The organism is Flindersiella endophytica (genome assembly GCF_054779015.1).
On the sequence record NZ_BAAGYY010000016.1, the window covers coordinates 23,688 to 42,827 of the forward strand.

Consider the following 19,140-nt stretch of genomic DNA (forward strand, 5'->3'; position numbering starts at 1 on the left):
CGGATGATCCCGGAAGGGAGTGGGAGGTCCGCCATGCAGCACGCAAAGCTTCGACTCGTCCTCGCGTTCGGTCTGGTCGCGGCGGGTACGACCGCGGTGCCGGCGGCGGTGTCCGCGCGGGAGCCGGCGCCTCCGGTCGTCTCCACGACTGCCGAAGCCGGGGACGCGGAGCTCGCGCAGGACTCGCTCAGGGTCGATCTGACCAAGGAGCGGTTCTACTTCGTGATGGCCGACCGCTTCGCCAACGGTGACAGCGCGAACGATCGCGGCGGGCTCAGCGGCGACCGCCTGCAGACCGGCCTCGACCCCACCGACAAAGGGTTCTACCACGGCGGCGACCTCGCCGGCATCAACGCCGAGCTCGACTACATCAAGGGCCTCGGCACCACCGCCATCTGGCTGACTCCTTCGTTCCAGAACCGGCCCGTCCAGGGAACCGGCGCCAACGCCTCGGCCGGCTACCACGGTTACTGGGTCACAGACTTCACCAGGATCGACCCGCACCTTGGTACGAACGAGGAGTTGAAGGCGCTCGTCGACGCGGCGCACGGGCGTGGGATGAAGGTGTTCTTCGACATCATCACCAACCACACCGCCGACGTCATCGACTACCAGGAGAAGCAGTACACCTATCGCGGCAAGGCCGCCTATCCCTATCTCGACACGTCCGGAACGCCCTTCGACGACAAGGCGTACGCGAGCGGCGACACCTTCCCGCCCGTCGACGCGACGACGTTCCCGTACACGCCCGCAGCCGATCCGGCCTATCCCAAGGCGCCGGCCTGGCTGAACGACGTCACGATGTACCACAACCGCGGCGACTCGACGTTCGCCGGCGAGTCCAGCGAGTACGGCGACTTCGCCGGCCTCGACGACCTGTGGACCGAGCGGCCCGAGGTCGTCGACGGCATGGTCGACATCTACCAGACCTGGGTACGCGACGCCGGCGTCGACGGCTTCCGGATCGACACCGTGAAGCACGTCAACCTGGAGTTCTGGCAGCGGTTCGCGCCCGCACTGAAGGGCTACGCGGCAAAGCTCGGCAACGACGACTTCTTCATGTTCGGCGAGATCTTCGACAGCGACCCGGCGTACGTCTCGACCTATCCGACCAAAGGCAAACTCCAGGCCGCGCTGGACTTCCCGTTCCAGAGTGCCGCCCGCGCCTACGCCAGCCAGTCGGCACCGGCGACCAGGCTGCGCGACCTGTTCGCCTCCGGCGACTACTTCACCGACGCCGACTCCAACGTCTACTCCTCGCCGACGTTCCTCGGCAACCACGACATGGGCCGGATCGGCACGTTCATCGCCCAGGACAACCCGGGCGCGTCCGACGCCGAGCAGCTGGCGCGCGACCGGCTCGCGCACGCGCTGATGTACTTCAGCCGCGGCCAGCCTGTCGTCTACTACGGCGACGAGCAGGGTTTCACCGGTGCGGGCGGCGACAAGGACGCGCGCCAGGACATGTTCGCCACCCAGACGCAGGACTACCTCGACGACGACCTGATCGGCACCGACGCGACGCACGCGCAGGACAACTACGTCGCCACGCACCCGCTCTACCGCACGATCAAGGATCTCTCCGACGTCGTGACCGAGCACCCAGCCCTGCGCGACGGCGCCCAGATCGACCGGTACGCAAGTGATTCGGCCGGCGTCTACGCGTTCAGCCGGATCGACGCGCGGGACCAGGTGGAGTACGTCGTCGCCGTCAACAACGCCGAGTCCGCTCAGACGGTACGCGTGCCGACCTACTCCGCCGGCCTCCGGTTCGATCCGATCTGGGCTACCGGCGACGCGGCGGGATCCGTCACCTCCGCCGGCGACCGGACGATCGAGGTCACGGTGCCGGCCCTCGGAGCCGTTGTTTTCCAGGCGAGCGCGAAGCTCACCCCGCTCGCCGACGGCCCGGCGATCACACTCACCGCGCCCACCGCCGGCAGCCAGGTCAAGGGCCGTACGGAGATCGCCGCCGACGTGCCGACCGGAGGATTCGCCCAGGTCACGTTCGCCGTCAAGCAGGGCGACGGCGCCTGGCAGCGGCTCGGTACCGACGACAACCCGCCGTACCGCATCTTCCACGACACCACGAGCATCCCGGCCGGCACAGCGCTTACGTACAAGGCGATCGCCAAGGACTCGGCCGGCCGGCTCGCGTCCACGACCGTCGACGTGACCAAGGGCCAGGAGCCCTCCGACGGCGGTGGCGGCGGCGAGGTGCCGCGCGACTGGCTGCTCGTGCACTACCAGCGCCCGGCCGGCGACTACGACGGCTGGGGCCTGCACGCGTGGGGCGACATCGAGGGCGAGGTGCAGTGGGCGTCGCCGATTCCCTTCTCCGGCGAGGATTCCTACGGCCGGTTCGCCTGGGTGAAGCTCGCACCGGGAGCGAGTAACGTCGGCTTCATCGCGCACAAGGGCGACGAGAAGGACTGTGCGCAGGACAGGTTCGTCAACCCGGGCAGGAACGGCGAGATCTGGCTGAAGAGCGGCAGCTGTGACGTCTTCCCGTCGCAGGCAGCGGCCCAGGGCTACACGACGATCCGCTATCACCGGCCGGACGGCGACTACGCCGGCTGGGGACTCCACCTGTGGGGCGACGCGATCGCGCCGGGGACCGCGACCAGCTGGGACGCGCCGCGCGCGCCTGACGGCACCGACAGCTTCGGCCCGTTCTGGAAGGTGCCGGTGGTCGATCCCGATGCCCAGCTGGGATTCATCGTGCACCGTGGCGACACCAAGGACCCCGGACCCGACCAGTTCCTGACGCCCGCCAAGACACCGAACGCGTGGATCGCTTCCGGTGACACGCGAGTGAACGCGAGCCGACCCGCCGCCGAGAACGCCGCCGTGCTGCACTACCACCGCGACGACGGCGACTACGACGGCTGGGGCCTGCACGTCTGGACCGGCGCGGCGCAAACCACGACGTGGGAGCAGCCGCTACAGCCGATCGGCCGCGACGGCTTCGGGCTGGTCTTCCGGGTTCCCCTCGCGGAGGGCGCGAGCTCGCTCAGCTACATCGTCCACAAGGGCGACCAGAAGGACCTGCCGGCCGATCAGTCGCTCGACCTGTCGACGTTCGGCAACGAGGTGTGGCTGCTGAACGGCCGCGAGCGCTACCTGCTCCCGCAGGTCGGCGGAGCAACCCTCGACGCCGACCTCACCAAGGCCAAGGCCCAGTGGATCGACCGTGACACAGTCGTCTGGGACGTCGAGCCGGCGCAGTCGACGGGCTACGCGCTCGTCTCGTCCGCCGACGGGAGCCTCGAGGTCGAGAACGGCGACCTCACCACCGGCAGCTGGATCCGCCTGCGCTGGAAGCCGGACGGGCTCACCGCGGCCCAGCGCCAACGCTGGCCGCACCTGGCCGGGCGGGCCGTCTTCACGGTCGACCCGCGGGATGCGCGGCGCGTCAAGACCGCGTTGCGCGGTCAGGTCGTCGCCACCGAACGCGATCCGGCCGGCCGCCTGCTCAGCGCGACCGGCGTCCAGCTCCCCGGCGTACTCGACGACCTGTACGCCCCGGCCACCTCCGCGCGGCTCGGCGTCACCTGGTCGCGTGGCGTGCCGGCACTCGCCGTCTGGGCGCCGACCGCCCAGGACGTCGAGCTGCAGCTCTACGACGGCCCGTCCAGTGGCGAGCCGCGGCTCGTTCAACTCGCCCGGAACGAGAGCACCGGCGTCTGGAGCGTGCGCGGATCGCGTGCCTGGAAAGGCCTGTACTACCGCTACCAGGTCAAGGTCTGGCAGCCGTCCGTCCAGCAGGTCGTGACGAACGCCGTCACCGATCCGTACTCCGTCTCGCTGTCGGCCAACAGCACGCGCAGCCAGCTCGTCGACCTGGCCGACTACCGCTTCTCGCCGCGCAAGCCGAAGGCGGTGCCGTTCGAGCAGGCGTCGATCTACGAGCTGCACGTACGCGACTTCTCCGCGAGCGACTCCACGGTCCCGGCAGCGCACCGCGGCGGCTACCTCGCGTTCACCGACACGGGATCGGCCGGCATGAAGCACCTGCGGGGGCTGGCCGGCTCGGGCCTGACCTACGTCCACCTGCTGCCGGTCTTCGACATCGCGTCCATTCCCGAACGCCGGGCCGACCAGCAGCAGCCGCCGTGCGACCTCGCGTCGTACGCGCCGGACTCCGACGAGCAGCAGGCCTGTGTCGATCGGGTCGCCGGCCAAGATGCTTACAACTGGGGCTACGACCCCTTGCACTACACGGTTCCGGAGGGCTCGTACGCCGGCGATCCGGACGGCACCGCCCGGATCCGGGAGTTCCACCAGATGGTCGGCGGGCTCAATGCCGCAGGCCTGCGGGTCGTGATGGACGTGGTCTACAACCACACGCCGGCCGCCGGGCAGGACGGGAAGTCCGTGCTCGACCGGATCGTCCCGGGTTACTACCAGCGCCTGCAGGACGACGGCACGGTCGCCAACTCCACCTGCTGCGCCAACACCGCGCCGGAGAACGCGATGATGGGCAAGCTCGTCGTCGACTCCGTGGTCACCTGGGCCAAGGAGTACAAGGTCGACGGCTTCCGGTTCGACCTGATGGGCCACCATCCGAAGAGCAACCTGCTGGCCGTCCGCAAGGCGCTCGACGGCCTGACGCTCGCGGAGGACGGCGTCGACGGCAAGCGGATCCTGCTGTACGGCGAAGGCTGGAACTTCGGCGAGGTCGCGAACGACGCCCGGTTCGTCCAAGCCACCCAGGCGAACCTGGCCGGCACGGGCATCGGCACGTTCAACGACCGGTTGCGTGACGCCGTACGCGGCGGCGGCCCGTTCGACGGCAACCCGCGGGTGCAGGGCTTCGGCAGCGGGCTGTTCACCGATCCCAACGGTGACGACGTGAACGGCTCGGCCGAGCAGCAGCGCGCCCGGCTGCTGCACCTGCAGGACCTGGTGAAGGTCGGGCTCGCCGGCAACCTCGCGGAGTTCTCGTTCACCGACTCCAGCGGGCGCACGGTCAAGGGCCGCGAGGTCGACTACAACGGCTCGCCGGCGGGCTACACGGCCGATCCGCAGGAGGCGATCACGTACGTCGACGCGCACGACAACGAGACGTTGTACGACGCGCTGGTCTACAAGCTGCCGCAGTCGACGTCGATGCCCGATCGCGTACGGATGCAGGCGCTTTCGCTCGCCACGGTCGAGCTCGGGCAGGGCCCCGCGTTCCTGCAGGCCGGCTCGGACGTCCTGCGATCGAAGTCGCTCGACCGCAACTCCTACAACTCCGGTGACTGGTTCAACCGGCTGCACGTGGACTGCCGGCTCGGCAACGGTTTCGGCTCGGGCCTGCCGCTCGCCGCCGACAACCAGGACACGTGGCCGTACATGCGGCCGTTGCTGGGCGATCCTGGCTTGCGCGCCGGCTGTCCCGCGATGACCGACGCCGGTGACCGCTTCGAGGAACTGCTGGAGATCCGCGGCTCCTCGCCGCTGTTCCGGCTCGGCTCGCAAGCGTCGGTGCAGCGGCACCTGTCGTTCCCGCTGTCCGGCTCGGACGAGACGCCCGGTGTGGTGACGATGCTGCTCGACGATCGGGTCGGCGCCGACGTCGATCCGCGCTGGGAGTCGGTGACAGTCGTCCTCAACGGGAGCGACGAGACGCAGGCGCAGGTCGTCCCGCGGCTGGCCGGCCGGCGGGTGTCGCTCCATCCGGTACAGGCGCATGGCGGCGATGCGGTCGTCAAGCAGTCGTCGTACGACCGCGCGACCGGCACGCTGACCGTGCCGCCGCGTACGGTCGCGGTCTTCGTGGAACGGTGAGCTGCCGAGGGGGTCCTAGGGGAATTTTGAACCGTTCCGCTCTTCGGTCCGTGGACAACGGATGTAGCCCGCTCCGGGGTCCGAAGGGGAATCGCGATGGTCGCATCTGCCAAGCGTGCGCTGGCCTATCTCAACGGACGTGGTCACCGTACGGCGCTCGCCGTCTATCTCGTCATCGTGCTGGCCCACTGGGCGGAGCACATCGCGCAAGCCGTCCAGATCTACGTGCTCGGCATGCAGATCAAGGAGTCGCGGGGTGTGCTCGGCATGTTCTTCCCGTGGCTGATCACGTCGGAGGCGCTGCACTACGGCTATGCGGTCGTGATGCTGATCGCGTTCCTGCTGCTGCGTCCGGGCTTCTCCGGAACGGCGCGGACGTGGTGGAACGTCGCGCTGGGAATTCAGGTCTGGCATCACTTCGAGCACCTGCTGTTGCTCGTCCAGGCCTGGACGGGGTACTTCTTGTTCGGCGCGGCGGTGCCGACGAGCATCGTCCAGACGTTGGTGCCGCGGGTCGAGCTGCACCTGTTCTACAACACGATCGTGTTCGTTCCGATGGTCGTCGCCATGGTGCTGCACCGGCGGATACCGGCGGCGGACCACGTGGAGTCGCCGTGCTCGTGCGCGTACGCGCGGGCGTGACGTCCACTCGGCAGCGACGGGGTTCGGTCTGGCCCTGGGTCGCTGCCGCGGCGGGCGTGCTGCTGTTGCTGCTGTCGGTGCCCAACCTGGGGCTGGCGTTTCGGGCGGCGCGGGCCGACGGTGTGCCAGGGACGTTCATGGCGTCGCACGTGACGTGCGCGAACCACGCGGGGCACGAGCAGTGCTTCTGGTACGGCACGTTCAGAGCACGCATGGCAGGGGCGGTGCCGCGGCCGGACGTGTACCTCTACGGCCGCGGCAAGCAGGCGCTGAGACCGGGGGAGCAGGTGGCGGCGCTGGACGTCGGCCGCCCGGCGCGGGTCTACCCGCCGGAGGGATCGAACGAATGGATCCCAACGGTCGGCATGGCGGTGCTCGGCCTCGCCATGCTGGTCCCGCTCACCCGGACCCTCATCCGCCCGCGCCGCCGCCGCGAATGACCACGTTAACCACGTAATCAGCGGGTTAACCACGCCCCGGGGCGTGGCTAAGGTCCATCCAGCGTGGCGAGGCGCGAATGACCACGTTAGCCAGCCAAATACGTGGTTAACGTGGTCATTCGCGCCCGGCGCGGCGTTGGCGGTCTAGGCTCCGACCCATGGCGACACAGCTGTCCGACGTTCCGGCCGGGATCGGGTGTCTGTTCAAGGGGGCGTCGATCCTGTTCCGGCGGCCGAAGCTCCTGCTGCTCGGCGCGCTGCCCGCGGTCGTCACCACGGTGCTGCTGCTCCTCGGCCTCGTCCTGATGCTGATCTGGGCCGACGACTTCGTGGACTGGGCGACGCCGTTCGCCGACGGCTGGTCGGAGGGCTGGCAGTCGTTGCTGCGGATCGCGCTGGCCGTGGCGTTGGTCGCCGGCTTCGGGATGCTGGCCGTGCTCGCGTTCGCGACGCTCACGCTGGCGATCGGTAGCCCGTTCTACGAGAAGATCGCCGAGCGGGTCGATCAGGCGCTCGGTGAGATCCCCAAGGCGCCGGAGCTCTCGCCGTGGCAGGAGATCCGGCGCGGACTGAAGGAGTCCGGCGTCTTCATGCTGATGTCGATCAGCCGGGCGATCCCCCTCTTCCTGGCGGGGTTGATCCCGGTCGTCGGCCAGACGGTGGTGCCGGTGCTGGCGGCGCTGACCGGTGGCTGGCTGCTGGCGGTGGAGCTGGCGAGCGTGCCGTTCAACCAGCGTGGAATCGACTTCAAGGCCAGGCGGCGGGCGTTGCGGAAGCGGCCGTTACTCACGATCGGGTTCGGGGTTCCCGCCTACCTGCTCTGCCTGGTCCCGTTGCTCGCGATCATCGCGCTCCCGGTCTGCGTCGCCGGCGCGACCGTACTGTCCCGGCGCGTACTACGCGAATCGGACGGAATCATCCCTAGTGCGGGCAAGCTGTGATTGACCACTCAAATCCCTTACAGTAAAGGGGATTGTGGACTTCGCCGAGCCGCCCTCCGTAGACTGCACGACCATGAAACGGCAGTCGTTCCGCTCAAATCGTCAGAAAGTCCGCTATTCCAGTCCACCTCGTCCCGCCTCTCTAGGCTGAGGTGGCGCGGCACTTAAGGCTTCGGGAACCACGCCGCCACTGGCTGCTCATCAGCCTCCTGCTCTTCCTTCTCTTCGCCGCGCTGGTGTTTCAGGGGTACACCGCCAAACGGCCGGCGAACCTGCTCACCTCACCCGCACACGACCGATCGGCCGGCGAGCCGATCCTCCCGGCCGGACATCCGGTCGTCGACCTTTCGCACGCCGATCCGGCCGGCGCACGCATGCCGGAACGCACGATCGCGCTCACGTTCGAGGACGGGCCGGATCCGCTCTGGACGCCGCGCATCCTCGACGTGCTGCGCAAGCACGACGCTCACGCGACGTTCTTCGTCGTCGGCGCGAACGTCATGGAGCATCCCGCCCTGACCCGCCGGATCGTGGCGGAGGGGCACGAGATCGGGTCGCACGGCTTCACCCACGCCGACTTCGCCGGGCTGCCCGGCTGGCGCAAGCGGCTCGAGCTCGGCCTGACCCAGGAGGCGCTCGCCGGCACCGCCGGGGTACGCACCGGCCTGTTCCGGCCGCCGTACTCCTCCACGCCGCAGCGGCTCACCGGCAGGGCCTACGACGCCGCCCGGGCCGCCGGTGAGAACGGTTACCTGACCGTGCTCGCCGATCGCGAGCCGAGCGACCTGTCCGGCCTGACCAGCCGGCAGGTGCTGAAGCAGACCATGCCGGCCGATGATCAGGGCCTCGTCGTGTCGTTCCACGATGCCGGCGGCGACCGTACGGCGGTGATCGCGGCACTGGACCGGATGTTGTCCGACCTGGACGACCGGCACTTCCGCGCCACCACCGTCTCCGACGGTCTCGGCATCCGGTCGGCCAACCTGCCCGCGGGGCCGGCGGGCCGGATCGGCGGCGAGGCGCTGCTGGCCGCCAGGCAGGGCGGGGAGTGGGCGCTGACCGGGCTCGGTGCCGCACTGGGAGCGGCGAGCGTGCTCACGATCGGCCGGATGCTGATTCTGCTCTACTACGCCCGGCGGCACGCGATCCGTGCCCGGCGGGAGCGCGCACGCAAGCTCAAGGCCCGCGCCCGCGCGCTGAAAGCCGAGGCCCGTGCGGTCAACGCACACGCCCGCGCGGTCGGCTCGGGCCGCCGGGGCCGGCTGGCGCGCGGCCGGGTCGCCAGGGCGCGCGACCGCGCGAGAGACCTGGCCGTCGAGGCAGCGCCGTACGCCCCACCGGTCACCGTGATCGTGCCCGCGTACAACGAGGCGGCGGGCATCGCGGCGACCGTGTACTCGCTGGTCGACACGAGGTACGCCGGCTGGCTCGAGGTGATCGTCGTCGACGACGGTTCGACCGACGGGACCGCCGACATCGTGGAGGAGCTGGGCATTCCGGGCGTCCGGCTGATCCGGCAGCGCAACTCCGGCAAGTCCGCCGCGCTCAACACGGGCATGGCGTACGCCAGGAGCGAGATCCTGATCCTCGTGGACGGCGACACCGTCTTCGGGCCGCGCACGATCGAACGGCTGGTGACACCGTTCTCCGACCCGGACGTCGGCGCGGTGAGCGGCAACACCAAGGTCGGCAACGCGAAGGGGCTGCTCGGGCTCTGGCAGCACATCGAGTACGTCATCGGGTTCAACGTCGACCGCCGGATGTTCGACATGCTGGAGTGCATGCCGACCGTGCCGGGCGCGGTGGGCGCGTTCCGCCGGCACGCGATCGCGGGCGTCGGCGGGGTCAGCGAGGACACGCTCGCGGAGGACACCGACCTCACGATGGCGATCTGCCGGGCCGGCTGGCGGGTGGTCTATGAGGAACGGGCCCGGGCCTGGACGGAGGCGCCCAGTTCGGTACGGCAGCTGTGGAAGCAGCGGTACCGGTGGTGTTACGGCACGTTGCAGGCGATGTGGAAGCACCGCCGGGCAGTCGTCCAGCGTGGGCCGGCCGGGGTGTTCGGGCGGCGCGGGCTGACCTATCTGGCGTTGTTCCAGTACCTCCTGCCGTTGCTGGCGCCCGCGGTGGATGTGCTGGCGCTGTACTCCCTGGCGTTCGGCGACGCCGGCCGGATGCTCTGGGTGTGGCTGGCGTTCGTGGTGGGGCAGGCGCTGATCGCGGCGTACGCGTTGCGGCTGGACCGGGAGTCGTTGAGTCCGCTGTGGACGATTCCGTTGCAGCAGTTGTTCTACCGGCAGTTCATGTACGTCGTGGTGATCCAGTCGGTGGTGACGGCAGTGGTGGGGACGCCGTTGCGGTGGCATCAGATCCGGCGGGAGGGAACGTTCGCCGCCGCGGCGCCGCCGCAGCGGGTCAGTGCGGCGGCCGGACGACCTCCATGGTGACCGGGAGCTGGACGCCTGGGTACGGCGTGTCTTCGTGCAGGAGCAGCCGCGCGGTGTAGGTGCCGGTGCGCCTGACTCGGCGGGCGTCCAGCGTGACGGTGACCTGCGTCGACTGCCCGGGCCGTAGCGTCCAGGTCCGGGCACCGGCGGCGAGCCACGGCACGCGGTTCGCCGCCGAGTCGCACCGGTCGAAGCCGGGCAGCTGCTCGACGTACGGCTTGTTGCCGTACAGGCCTTCGGACCCGCCGACCTTGTAGAATCCGCAGGCGCTCGCCACCCGGTACAGCGCGAACAGCGAGTTCGGCAGCGTGTCCCAGCGGTCGGTCGCCGGGTCGTAGAAGAAGCCCTGGTTGCTGCGGTAGCCGTCGACGACGCCGCCGGAGACGAGCAGCAGGTCGTTCGCCGCGATGTAGCCGGCGCCCCAGACCGTCGCCGGCAGGTCCGCGATCCGGAACCAGCGGTCGACGGTCGCGCTGTAGGCATACGCCGTCCGCTTGTGCTTCTCGCCGCCGTCCTGGCCGCCGGCGCAGTAGACGAGCCCGTCGATGACGCCGCAGGACTGCCACGAGATCGGCTCGGGATAGTCCGCCACGCGCGACCAGGAGTCGGCCTTCGGGTCGTAGACGAGGACGTGCGTGGACCCGCGTTCGGGATCGCGGTCGGTGCGCCCGCCGATCACGTAGAGCTTGCCGTCCAGTACGACCGAGGCAGCGGCGGCGAACTTCACCGGAGCGTCCGCGCCGAACGACCAGATGTCGCTCGCCGGATCGTAGATCTGGGTGGTGCCGGTCTCGCCGTCCCAGCTCCAGCCGCCGACGACGTACAGCTTGCCGTCGATGAACCCGCCGGTCGGCTTCTCGCGCGACACGGTCGTACGCGCGATCGGGCTCCACTGCTCGGTGGCGAAGTCGTACACCGAGTGGCCCTGGTCGTTGGGCTGCGTGCTGGCGCCTCCGACGGCGTAGAGCTTGCCGTCGTGAACGGCCGCCACCTGGTCGAGGTTCTCCACGGTCATGCTCGGCAGCTGCGTCCACTCGGCCGCCTTGGGATCGGCGACCGACGTCTTCGCCTTCTGCTGGGCCGGAGGGAGCCGGTTCCCCTGGTCTGTGGTGGGGAACCGTTGGACCGCCGCACCCTCCGCCCTCAGGGCGGACTGACCCGCCTGGTCGAGGTCGCTGGCGTGCTCGGTGAGCTGGAACGTCGCGGTCGCCGTGCCGGTGTTCTTCACCGTGAACGAGACGGTCCGCCGGTCGCCGATCCGTACCTCGCGCTCGATCTCGGCCTGGCTGACCCGCAGCCGGCCCGTGCCCAGTGCGAAGTCCGCCTCGGTCACGCGGTGTGCGCTGACCCGGACCGTACGATCGCGCGAGTCGTACTGTGCGTAGGAGTTCGACGCCGTGAACGCCTGCCGGCCGGTGCGTGGCGAGAACAGCCAGTAGAAGCCGGCCGCGTCGGTCGTCGTGGTCAGGCTCGCGTCGGAGCGGCTGCGTACGGTCGCGTCGCCGATCGGCTCGTGCGTACGGTCGTCGGTCACGTGCCCGACGACCAGCCCGCCGGGCAGCGCCTGGCAGGTCTTCGCGCCCACGAGCACGTCGTCGACCTGCCACCAGCCGTCGTACGTCCAGCCGGAGTCGTAGCCGAAACGCACCCGGACGTCCGCCACCCCCGCCGCGTCCGGCAGCGGAACCTCCACCAGGTAAGGGCCGCGCAGGATGCTCGCCCGGCTCCACACGGTCTTCCAGGTCGCGCCGCCGTCGACCGACAGCTCGGCGTTGACGCTGCCGCGAGCGCCCGCACGGTAGGGGAAGTCGGTACGGAACGCCAGCACGGGCGCGGCCTGCCCGCGCAGGTCGATCGCCGGCGTGGTCAGAACGCCCTTCTCCAGCAGCTTTCCCGCCGCGCTGTCGATGCTGGCGAACGCCCTGGAACCGCCGGTGAGGTTGCCGCGCTCGCCGGGATCCCCGAACTCCCAGCCGTCGCCGAGCTCGTGCGCCTCGGTCCAGCCGGCCGGCAGTGCGCCGCCGTCGAACGACTCGAACAACCCTTGGTACGTCGTCCGGTATCCCGGCGCGTCGCACTCGGTGGCGTCCGCCGTGAGCCGGAACGGCGCCACGACATCACGCGTGCCGATCACGAGCTGGTCCTGGTGCGCGACGTATCCGGGATAGGTGGCCCGGACGTCGACGGAGTACGTGTTCTCGCGTGGCAGCGAGAAGGAGTACCGGCCGGTCGCCGGATCGGTGTGGAAGACGCCATCCGGCACACCGTGGACTGTGAGCGTCGCCGCCAGCGGCCAGCCATGCCCGGAGCCGTCGGTCACCGTGCCGCTGACCCGTGCCATCGGCACCTTGGCCAGCGCGATGTCGCGCGTCACCGTCTCGCCGCCGCCGACCGCGACACCGGTGACGGTCGCCGGCCGGAAACCGTACGCCGTAACGGAGATCTCGTACGTGCCCGCGACAACCGCGACCCGGAACCGCCCGTCGGCGCCGGTCGTCGTCTCGCGGTGGTAGTCCGGCCCGGCGGCCGCGACGGCGGCATCGCGTACCGGGGCTCCGGAGGCGTCCGTCACGGTCCCGGTGAGCACGCCGGTCTGCCCGCGCGGCGACGCGACCACCGCCGCGCGGGCGTCCAGCCGGCCCTCGCCGAACACGTTGTTGAGCTCCGGGGTACCGCCACAGCTCAGGTCGGGGGCGTCGACCGCGGTCTGGGCGAGGAGCTCACGGGTTGCGGAAAGGTCGCCGGTCAGCGCGGGAGCCGCCGACCACATCAGCGCGACGGCTCCCGAGACGTGTGGGGCAGCCATGGAGGTGCCGGAGTAGTAGGCGTAGCCGTTGCCGGGAACGCTCGACCGCACGCTCACGCCGGGTGCCGAGATGTCGGGCTTGACCTTGCCGTTCTCGCCGGGACCGCGGCTGGAGAACGACGCGATCGCGTTGGTCACGTCGTAGGCGCCGACGCCGTAGGCCGTCCCGACGTCGGCGGGGGAGCCGCCGGAGTCGCAGCCCTTGGTGCCGAAGTTGCCGTTGGAGAACGTCGCGAAGATGCCGGACGCCTCCCATGCATCAAGGATGTCGTTGTAGAAGTCCTCCTCGATCGGGCCGTTGTCGGCGCCCCAGGAGTTGTTGACGATCTGGGGCCGCAGGTCGGGACGAGGCGCGCTGCCGTCCTGGCGCGTGGGCGCGAGCGTCCACTGGCCGGCGGCCAGCAGCGCGCCGAGTGTGCAGCCGCGCTGCTCGTCCTCGCAGCCCTTGGCCGCGATCCAGCGGGCGCCGGGCGCGACGCCGATGCTCGTACCGCTCGCGTCGCCGCCGGCCATCGTGCCCATCGTGTGGGTGCCGTGGCCGATGTTGTCGCACGGCGCGGGACTGCCGCAGACCTGTGACGGGTCGTACCAGTTGTAGTCGTGGTCGTACGTGCCGTCGGCCTTTCGCCCGCGGTACCGCTCGGCCAGGTCGGGGTGGTCGAACTGCACGCCGGTGTCGATGCTGGCGACGACGATCCCGTCGCCGCGGGTGCCGAGCTCGTCCCACACCTGGTTGGCGTGCACGTTGGCGACGCCCCACTCGACCGCGCCCGCCTGCCTTACGGCCTTCGCGGGTTCGACAGCCGGGGCCTTGTACGTCGTGACCTCGGACAGCTCGGCGACCTCCGGCTCGGCGGCCAGGCTGTGCGCGAGTTCGGAGGGAGCGCCCTTGACCAGAATTGCGTTGCTGACCCAGAACGCCTGGTAGGTCGCGTGCGCGTCGTCCAGCAACACCCTGGCGTCATGCTGGCTCGCGTTCGCCGTCTTCCGCAGCTGGTCGACGACGTAGGCGCCGCGGTCGTCCCAGTTTCTGATGCGGGACGCCTTCGCGAGGTCGGAGCGGTCGGCGAAGTGAACGAGGACGTCGGAGGTCCCCTTGGCGGCAAGGCGGTCTCGAACAGCCGGCTGGACCTTCTGCTGCCAGGGCGCGGGCGGTTCCGCGGTGGCCTGCGGGAGTCCGGAAACGGCGACGAGGCACGCGGCCGTTGCGGCGAGGAGGCGGGTCAGCACACGCAGATGGTTGTCGGTAGCGCTCTCATCGTCCAGCGGTTAGCGTGGCCCCCGATGGCCAAGGACAGAACTGTCCCGGTGGGGTCGGGGCCGGTCGACGAGTCGGCGAGTTCCGCAAACCTGGCCGCGCTCGGCATCGGTGCGGACGAGGAGCAGGTCTACCGCGTCTTGCTGCGTTCGCCGGGACGGACGGTCTCCGAGCTGACCGAGGCACTCGACCTCGGCCCGGTACGCCTGCGCTGGATCCTCGACTCGCTGGAGCGCTCCGGGCTGGTCAGCCGTACGTCCGGAGCGTCGTCGCGCTACCTGCCCGCCGCACCCGACGTCGGACTGGAGGCGCTGATCCTGGACCGGGTGGCCGAGCTGGAACGGGTACGCGGGCTGGCCGAGACCTGGATGACGGAGTACCGCGAGGGCCGCTGGACCGGACCGACCGAGCTGATCGAGCTGGTCACGGGCTCGGAGGCCGTCCTGCACCGGTTCGACCAGCTGCAGCGCTCGGCGGCGGAGGAGATCCAGGTGCTGGACACGCCTCCGTACGCCGGACCGGCCGGCCCGTCACCGAACGACGTGGAGTTCGAGGTGCTGCGTCGCGGCGTGACCTGCAAGGCGATCTACGACCGGGCCGCGCTCGAGCGCGCGCCGAACGCCGTGAACGCGATCCTGCGTTACGTCGCGGCGGGGGAGCAGGCCCGGGTGACCTCGCGGCTCCCGCTGAAGCTGGCGACGTTCGACCGCAAGCTGGCGTTCGTGCCGCAGAGCGTCCAGCAGCAGGACGTCGCGAGCGCGATCGTGGTCCATCCGTGCTCGCTGCTGGACGTCCTGCTCTACGTCTTCGACCAGCTCTGGAGCCAGGCGACGCCGCTGTCGCTGGAGCCGCCGCATGTCCGTGGGCAGGTCGAGCCGCCACCGCAGGACGAGCCGGGGCCGGACGAGCGGCGGCTGCTGGCCCTGCTGTCGTCCGGCATGAAGGACGCGGCGATCGCCCACCACCTGGGCTGGAGCTACCGCACCACGCGACGCCGGATCGCCGCGTTGCTCACGTCGCTGGGCGTCGAGACGCGGTTCCAGGCGGGCCTGTACGCTGCACGACGCGGCTGGTTGTAGTGATTGATGGCCAGCGTGGTCGATCTGTCCGATTTGACCGCTACCCGCCTGCCAGGCACTGCCTCGGCAGGGCCCGTTTTGACTGGGTGTACGGGCGCGGGTATCCTGGGCGGTCGTTGCGCTGGCTGGATTGTGTCAAGGCCTGGCGCGCGAACCCCTGAACCGCCTCTGTCGGGCGGCTTGCACGACAACACCGACGAACTAGCGAAAAGGTCGACGACTGTGCGTACGTATAGCCCGAAGCCCGGCGAAGTTTCGCGTGAGTGGCACGTGATCGACGCCACTGACGTGGTCCTCGGCCGGCTGGCGAGCCAGGCCGCCACGTTGCTGCGCGGCAAGCACAAGCCGACGTTCGCTCCGCACGTCGACACCGGCGACTTCGTCGTCATTGTCAACGCCGGCAAGATCGCGCTGTCCGGCAACAAGCGTGACGCCAAGCTGGCCTACCGCCACTCCGGCTTCCCCGGCGGCCTCACCGGCGTTCCCTACGGCGAGCTGCTCGACAAGGATCCCCGCAAGGCGGTCGAGCGCGCGGTTTGGGGCATGCTCCCCAAGAACAGGCTCAGCCGGAAGCTGCTGAAGAAGCTCAAGGTCTACTCGGGTCCCGAGCACCCGCACAAGGCCCAGCAGCCCAACGAGTTCAAGATCACCCAGATCGCGCAGTAGAGCGCGCCCCAAAGACGGTAAAGAAGGAAATCGGTGACCGAGCCCACCACAGCCCCCGAGCCGGACGTCGAGGAAGTAAAGGCTGACCCGGAGACGGGCATCGCCTACAGCTCCGAGAGCACGCCGACCCCGACGACTGCTCCGCAGCGCCGTGCCGCCATCGCTCCCGCCGCCGCCACCGGCCGGCGCAAGGAAGCGGTCGCGCGCGTCCGGATCACCCCGGGCACCGGGCAGTGGAAGGTCAACGGCCGCAGCCTCGACGAGTACTTCCCCAACAAGGTGCACCAGCAGCACGTCAACGAGCCGTTCGCGATCCTCGAGCTCGACGGTTCTTACGACGTCGTCGCCCGGATCGACGGTGGCGGTGTGACCGGCCAGGCCGGCGCGCTGCGCCTCGGCATCGCGCGTGCGCTGAACGACGTCGACAGCGAGCTCAACCGTCCGCCGCTGAAGCGCGCGGGCTTCCTGACCCGCGACCCGCGGGCCAAGGAGCGCCGCAAGGCCGGCCTGAAGAAGGCCCGCAAGGCTCCCCAGTACTCCAAGCGGTAGGGCGCGGGCTGGATGGGCACCCCTGTGCTCGCCAACAGCACGAGCCCAGATCCATCCCGTCGTGACAGTGGGGGGACGACCCCCCACACCCCCCGAAAGTCGGTGGGCCGGCTTTTCGGCACCGACGGCGTACGTGGCCTCGCCAATGGCGATGTCACCGCTGAACTCGCGCTCGACCTTTCGGTCGCCGCCGCGCACGTGCTCGGCGAGCGCGGCGTGTTCGCTGGTCACCGTCCGCTCGCTGTGGTCGGACGGGACCCGCGGGCGTCGGGCGAGTTCCTCGAAGCGGCTGTGGTCGCCGGTCTGGCTTCCGCGGGCGTCGACGTCGTACGTCTCGGCATCCTGCCCACACCCGCCGTCGCGTTCCTCACCGGTGAGCTCGGCGCCGACCTCGGCGTCATGCTGTCGGCGAGCCACAACCCCATGCCCGACAACGGCATCAAGTTCTTCTCGCGTGGCGGGCACAAGCTCGACGACGCCATCGAAGACGCGATCGAGGCCCGCCTGCGCGAGCCGTGGCAGCGTCCGACCGGTGCAGGCGTGGGCCGCGTCCGCGACGACGGTGCCGGTTTCGAGGCGTACGTCTCGCATCTCGTCGACAGCGCCCCGCACCGTCTCGATGGCCTGAAGGTCGTGGTCGACTGCGCCAACGGCGCGGCCTACCGCGCCGCTCCGGAGACGCTGCGCCGGCTGGGCGCCGAGGTGATCGCGCTGCACGCCGATCCCAACGGGCTCAACATCAACGAAAACTGCGGCTCCACCCACGTCGACTCCCTGGTCTCCGCGGTCCTGGAGCACGGTGCCGACGCCGGTGTCGCCCACGACGGCGACGCCGACCGTTGCCTGGCTGTCGACGGACGAGGCAACCTCGTCGACGGCGACCAGATCCTCGCGATCCTCGCGCTGGCCATGCGCGAGGCCGGCCGGCTGCCGCACGACACACTCGTCGCCACGGTGCTCAGCAACCTCGGGCTCACGCTGGCGATGCAGCGCGAAGGAATCCGCGTCGAGCAGACCCGGGTCGGCGACCGCTACGTCCTGGAGACGATGCGCGCCAAGGGCTTCGGCCTGGGCGGCGAGCAGTCCGGGCACGTCATCCTGCTCGACCACGCCACCACCGGCGACGGCGTACTCGCCGCCGTGCACATGCTGGCCCGGATGGCGGCCACCAGCCGCCCGCTGGCCGAGTTGGCGGCGGTGATGCAGCGGCTGCCGCAGGTCATGGTCAACGTGCGTGGTGTCGACAAGGGCAAGGCCGACTCCGACGAAGCGGTTCAGGCAGCCGTCGCCGACGTCAAGGCCGCGCTGGGCCAGTCCGGGCGGGTGCTGCTGCGGCCGTCGGGAACCGAGCCGGTCGTACGCGTGATGGTCGAGGCACCGACGTCGGAGCAGGCGCAGGCGCTGGCGTCCGACCTGGCGAAGGTCGTGGAGACTTCGCTCGCGCTCTGACCGCCCGTTCTCGACACGGCCCGAAAACGCCTGGTGCCGGCCGCCGTCGGCATGACATGCTCCCGGACGTGCAGCGATCTCACTACCGGGTTGTGCCCGTAGCGCCGGATGACGAAGCGGCGCTCCAGACCTACCACGCGACGTTCTCCAGGGGCTCCGAGGCGGATCGGATCGATCCGACGACCTGGACCCTCGACGAGGTACGCGTTCAGCTCCGCCAACCGGGAACCTTCCGCAAGCTGGAGCTCTACATCGCCTACGCCGAGGACGGCACGCCTGTCGGCGCGGGCGATGTGGTGTTCCCGCAGCAGGACAACACCACGCTGGCCCAGTGCGACTTCGCGGTGCCGCCGGAGTTCCGCCGGCAGGGCGTCGGTTCGGCCATGTTCGGCTATCTCCGGGAGCTGGCCAAGGCCAACGGCCGGACGAGCGTCTACGCCGAGGTCGACATCGCGCCCGGCAACGAGCAGTCCGCTCCGGCTGCGGCGTTCCTCAGCAAGCAGGGGCTGACGCACCGCAACACCGAGATCCGCCGCCAGCTGAAGCTGCCGATCCCCGCGGACAAGCTCGACGCACTGGCCGCGAAGGCGGCCGAGAGGTCGGGCGACTATCGCATCCAGTCCTGGACTGGCGCGTGCCCGGAGGAGTACGCCGAGCAGTACGCCGCACTCAAGGGCAGGCTGAGCACTGACGCACCGCTCGGCGACGTGGAGTTCGAGCAGGAGAAGTGGGACGTCCAGCGGCTGCGCGAGGGCGAGGCACGGTCTCGCGAGCAGGGGCGCGTGGTCTACACCACGGTCGCCGTCGCGCCGGATGGCGCGCTGGCCGCGCACACGCAGGCGGGTGTCCGGGGCGGTGATGCCGACCGCGCGTTCCAGTGGGACACGCTCGTGGTGCCGGAGCACCGAGGTCACCGGCTGGGGCTCGCGGTGAAGGTCGCCAACGTGCGCGCGCTGCAGGCCGCCCACCCCGAGGCGGGCCGGATGGACACCTGGAACGCCGAGCAGAACGGGCCGATGGTCGCGGTCAACCTCGACCTCGGCTTCGAGATCATCGAATACGCCCAGGATTGGCAGGGGAGCCTGTGA

Annotated in this window: 10 protein-coding genes and 2 pseudogenes; 11 read left to right on the plus strand and 1 reads right to left on the minus strand. The window is 70.1% G+C overall.

The features are described from left to right. Window positions 1-33: 33 nt before the first annotated feature. The 6 genes and pseudogenes from pulA to ACYVF6_RS17490 all read left to right on the plus strand — a co-directional run. Window positions 34-5,775, plus strand: a complete 5,742-nt coding sequence (gene pulA / locus ACYVF6_RS17465; RefSeq protein WP_460522453.1) for a pullulanase-type alpha-1,6-glucosidase — start codon at window positions 34-36, stop codon at window positions 5,773-5,775. A 96-nt stretch (window positions 5,776-5,871) separates the two neighbouring features. Continuing rightward, window positions 5,872-6,417 carry a hypothetical protein gene (locus ACYVF6_RS17470; RefSeq protein WP_460522455.1) on the plus strand — a complete coding sequence of 182 codons (546 nt, stop codon included), beginning with the start codon at window positions 5,872-5,874 and terminating at the stop codon, window positions 6,415-6,417. Then, the gene (locus ACYVF6_RS17475; RefSeq protein ID WP_460522457.1) at window positions 6,390-6,857 is read left to right on the plus strand and encodes a hypothetical protein; all 468 of its coding nucleotides are present in this window, start codon (window positions 6,390-6,392) and stop codon (window positions 6,855-6,857) included. Before ACYVF6_RS17470 ends, ACYVF6_RS17475 begins: the two co-directional genes overlap by 28 nt. Window positions 6,858-7,015: 158 nt before the next feature. Beyond that, window positions 7,016-7,798 carry an EI24 domain-containing protein gene (locus ACYVF6_RS17480; protein WP_460522459.1) on the plus strand — a complete coding sequence of 261 codons (783 nt, stop codon included), beginning with the start codon at window positions 7,016-7,018 and terminating at the stop codon, window positions 7,796-7,798. 374 nt (window positions 7,799-8,172) lie between these two features. Continuing rightward, window positions 8,173-8,490: pseudogene (locus tag ACYVF6_RS17485) on the plus strand (polysaccharide deacetylase family protein); the annotation flags it as partial. 702 nt (window positions 8,491-9,192) lie between these two features. After that, a pseudogene (locus ACYVF6_RS17490) lies at window positions 9,193-10,245 on the plus strand (glycosyltransferase family 2 protein); the annotation flags it as partial. On the opposite strand, the gene ACYVF6_RS17495 reads toward ACYVF6_RS17490, so the two are convergent. After that, complete coding sequence (locus tag ACYVF6_RS17495) at window positions 10,214-14,281, minus strand: S8 family serine peptidase (RefSeq protein WP_460522461.1); 4,068 nt, start codon at window positions 14,279-14,281, stop codon at window positions 10,214-10,216. The pseudogene ACYVF6_RS17490 and the gene ACYVF6_RS17495 sit on opposite strands and share 32 nt — an antisense overlap. A gap of 54 nt (window positions 14,282-14,335) precedes the next feature. Here ACYVF6_RS17495 and ACYVF6_RS17500 point away from each other — a divergent pair, with 54 nt between their 5' ends. The 5 genes from ACYVF6_RS17500 (at window position 14,336) to ACYVF6_RS17520 (ending at window position 19,140) form a co-directional block, all read left to right on the plus strand. Further along, a complete protein-coding gene (locus ACYVF6_RS17500) occupies window positions 14,336-15,388 on the plus strand; it encodes a helix-turn-helix transcriptional regulator (protein WP_460522463.1) in 1,053 nt (350 codons plus the stop codon). A 222-nt stretch (window positions 15,389-15,610) separates the two neighbouring features. Then, window positions 15,611-16,054, plus strand: a complete 444-nt coding sequence (rplM, locus tag ACYVF6_RS17505) for a large ribosomal subunit protein uL13 (RefSeq protein WP_460522465.1) — start codon at window positions 15,611-15,613, stop codon at window positions 16,052-16,054. 99 nt (window positions 16,055-16,153) lie between these two features. Then, on the plus strand, window positions 16,154-16,603 hold the full coding sequence (rpsI, locus tag ACYVF6_RS17510; protein WP_460523097.1) for a 30S ribosomal protein S9: 450 nt from the start codon (window positions 16,154-16,156) through the stop codon (window positions 16,601-16,603). A 102-nt stretch (window positions 16,604-16,705) separates the two neighbouring features. Continuing rightward, window positions 16,706-18,052, plus strand: a complete 1,347-nt coding sequence (gene glmM / locus ACYVF6_RS17515; RefSeq protein WP_460522467.1) for a phosphoglucosamine mutase — start codon at window positions 16,706-16,708, stop codon at window positions 18,050-18,052. 68 nt (window positions 18,053-18,120) lie between these two features. Beyond that, window positions 18,121-19,140, plus strand: a complete 1,020-nt coding sequence (locus ACYVF6_RS17520) for a GNAT family N-acetyltransferase (protein WP_460522469.1) — start codon at window positions 18,121-18,123, stop codon at window positions 19,138-19,140.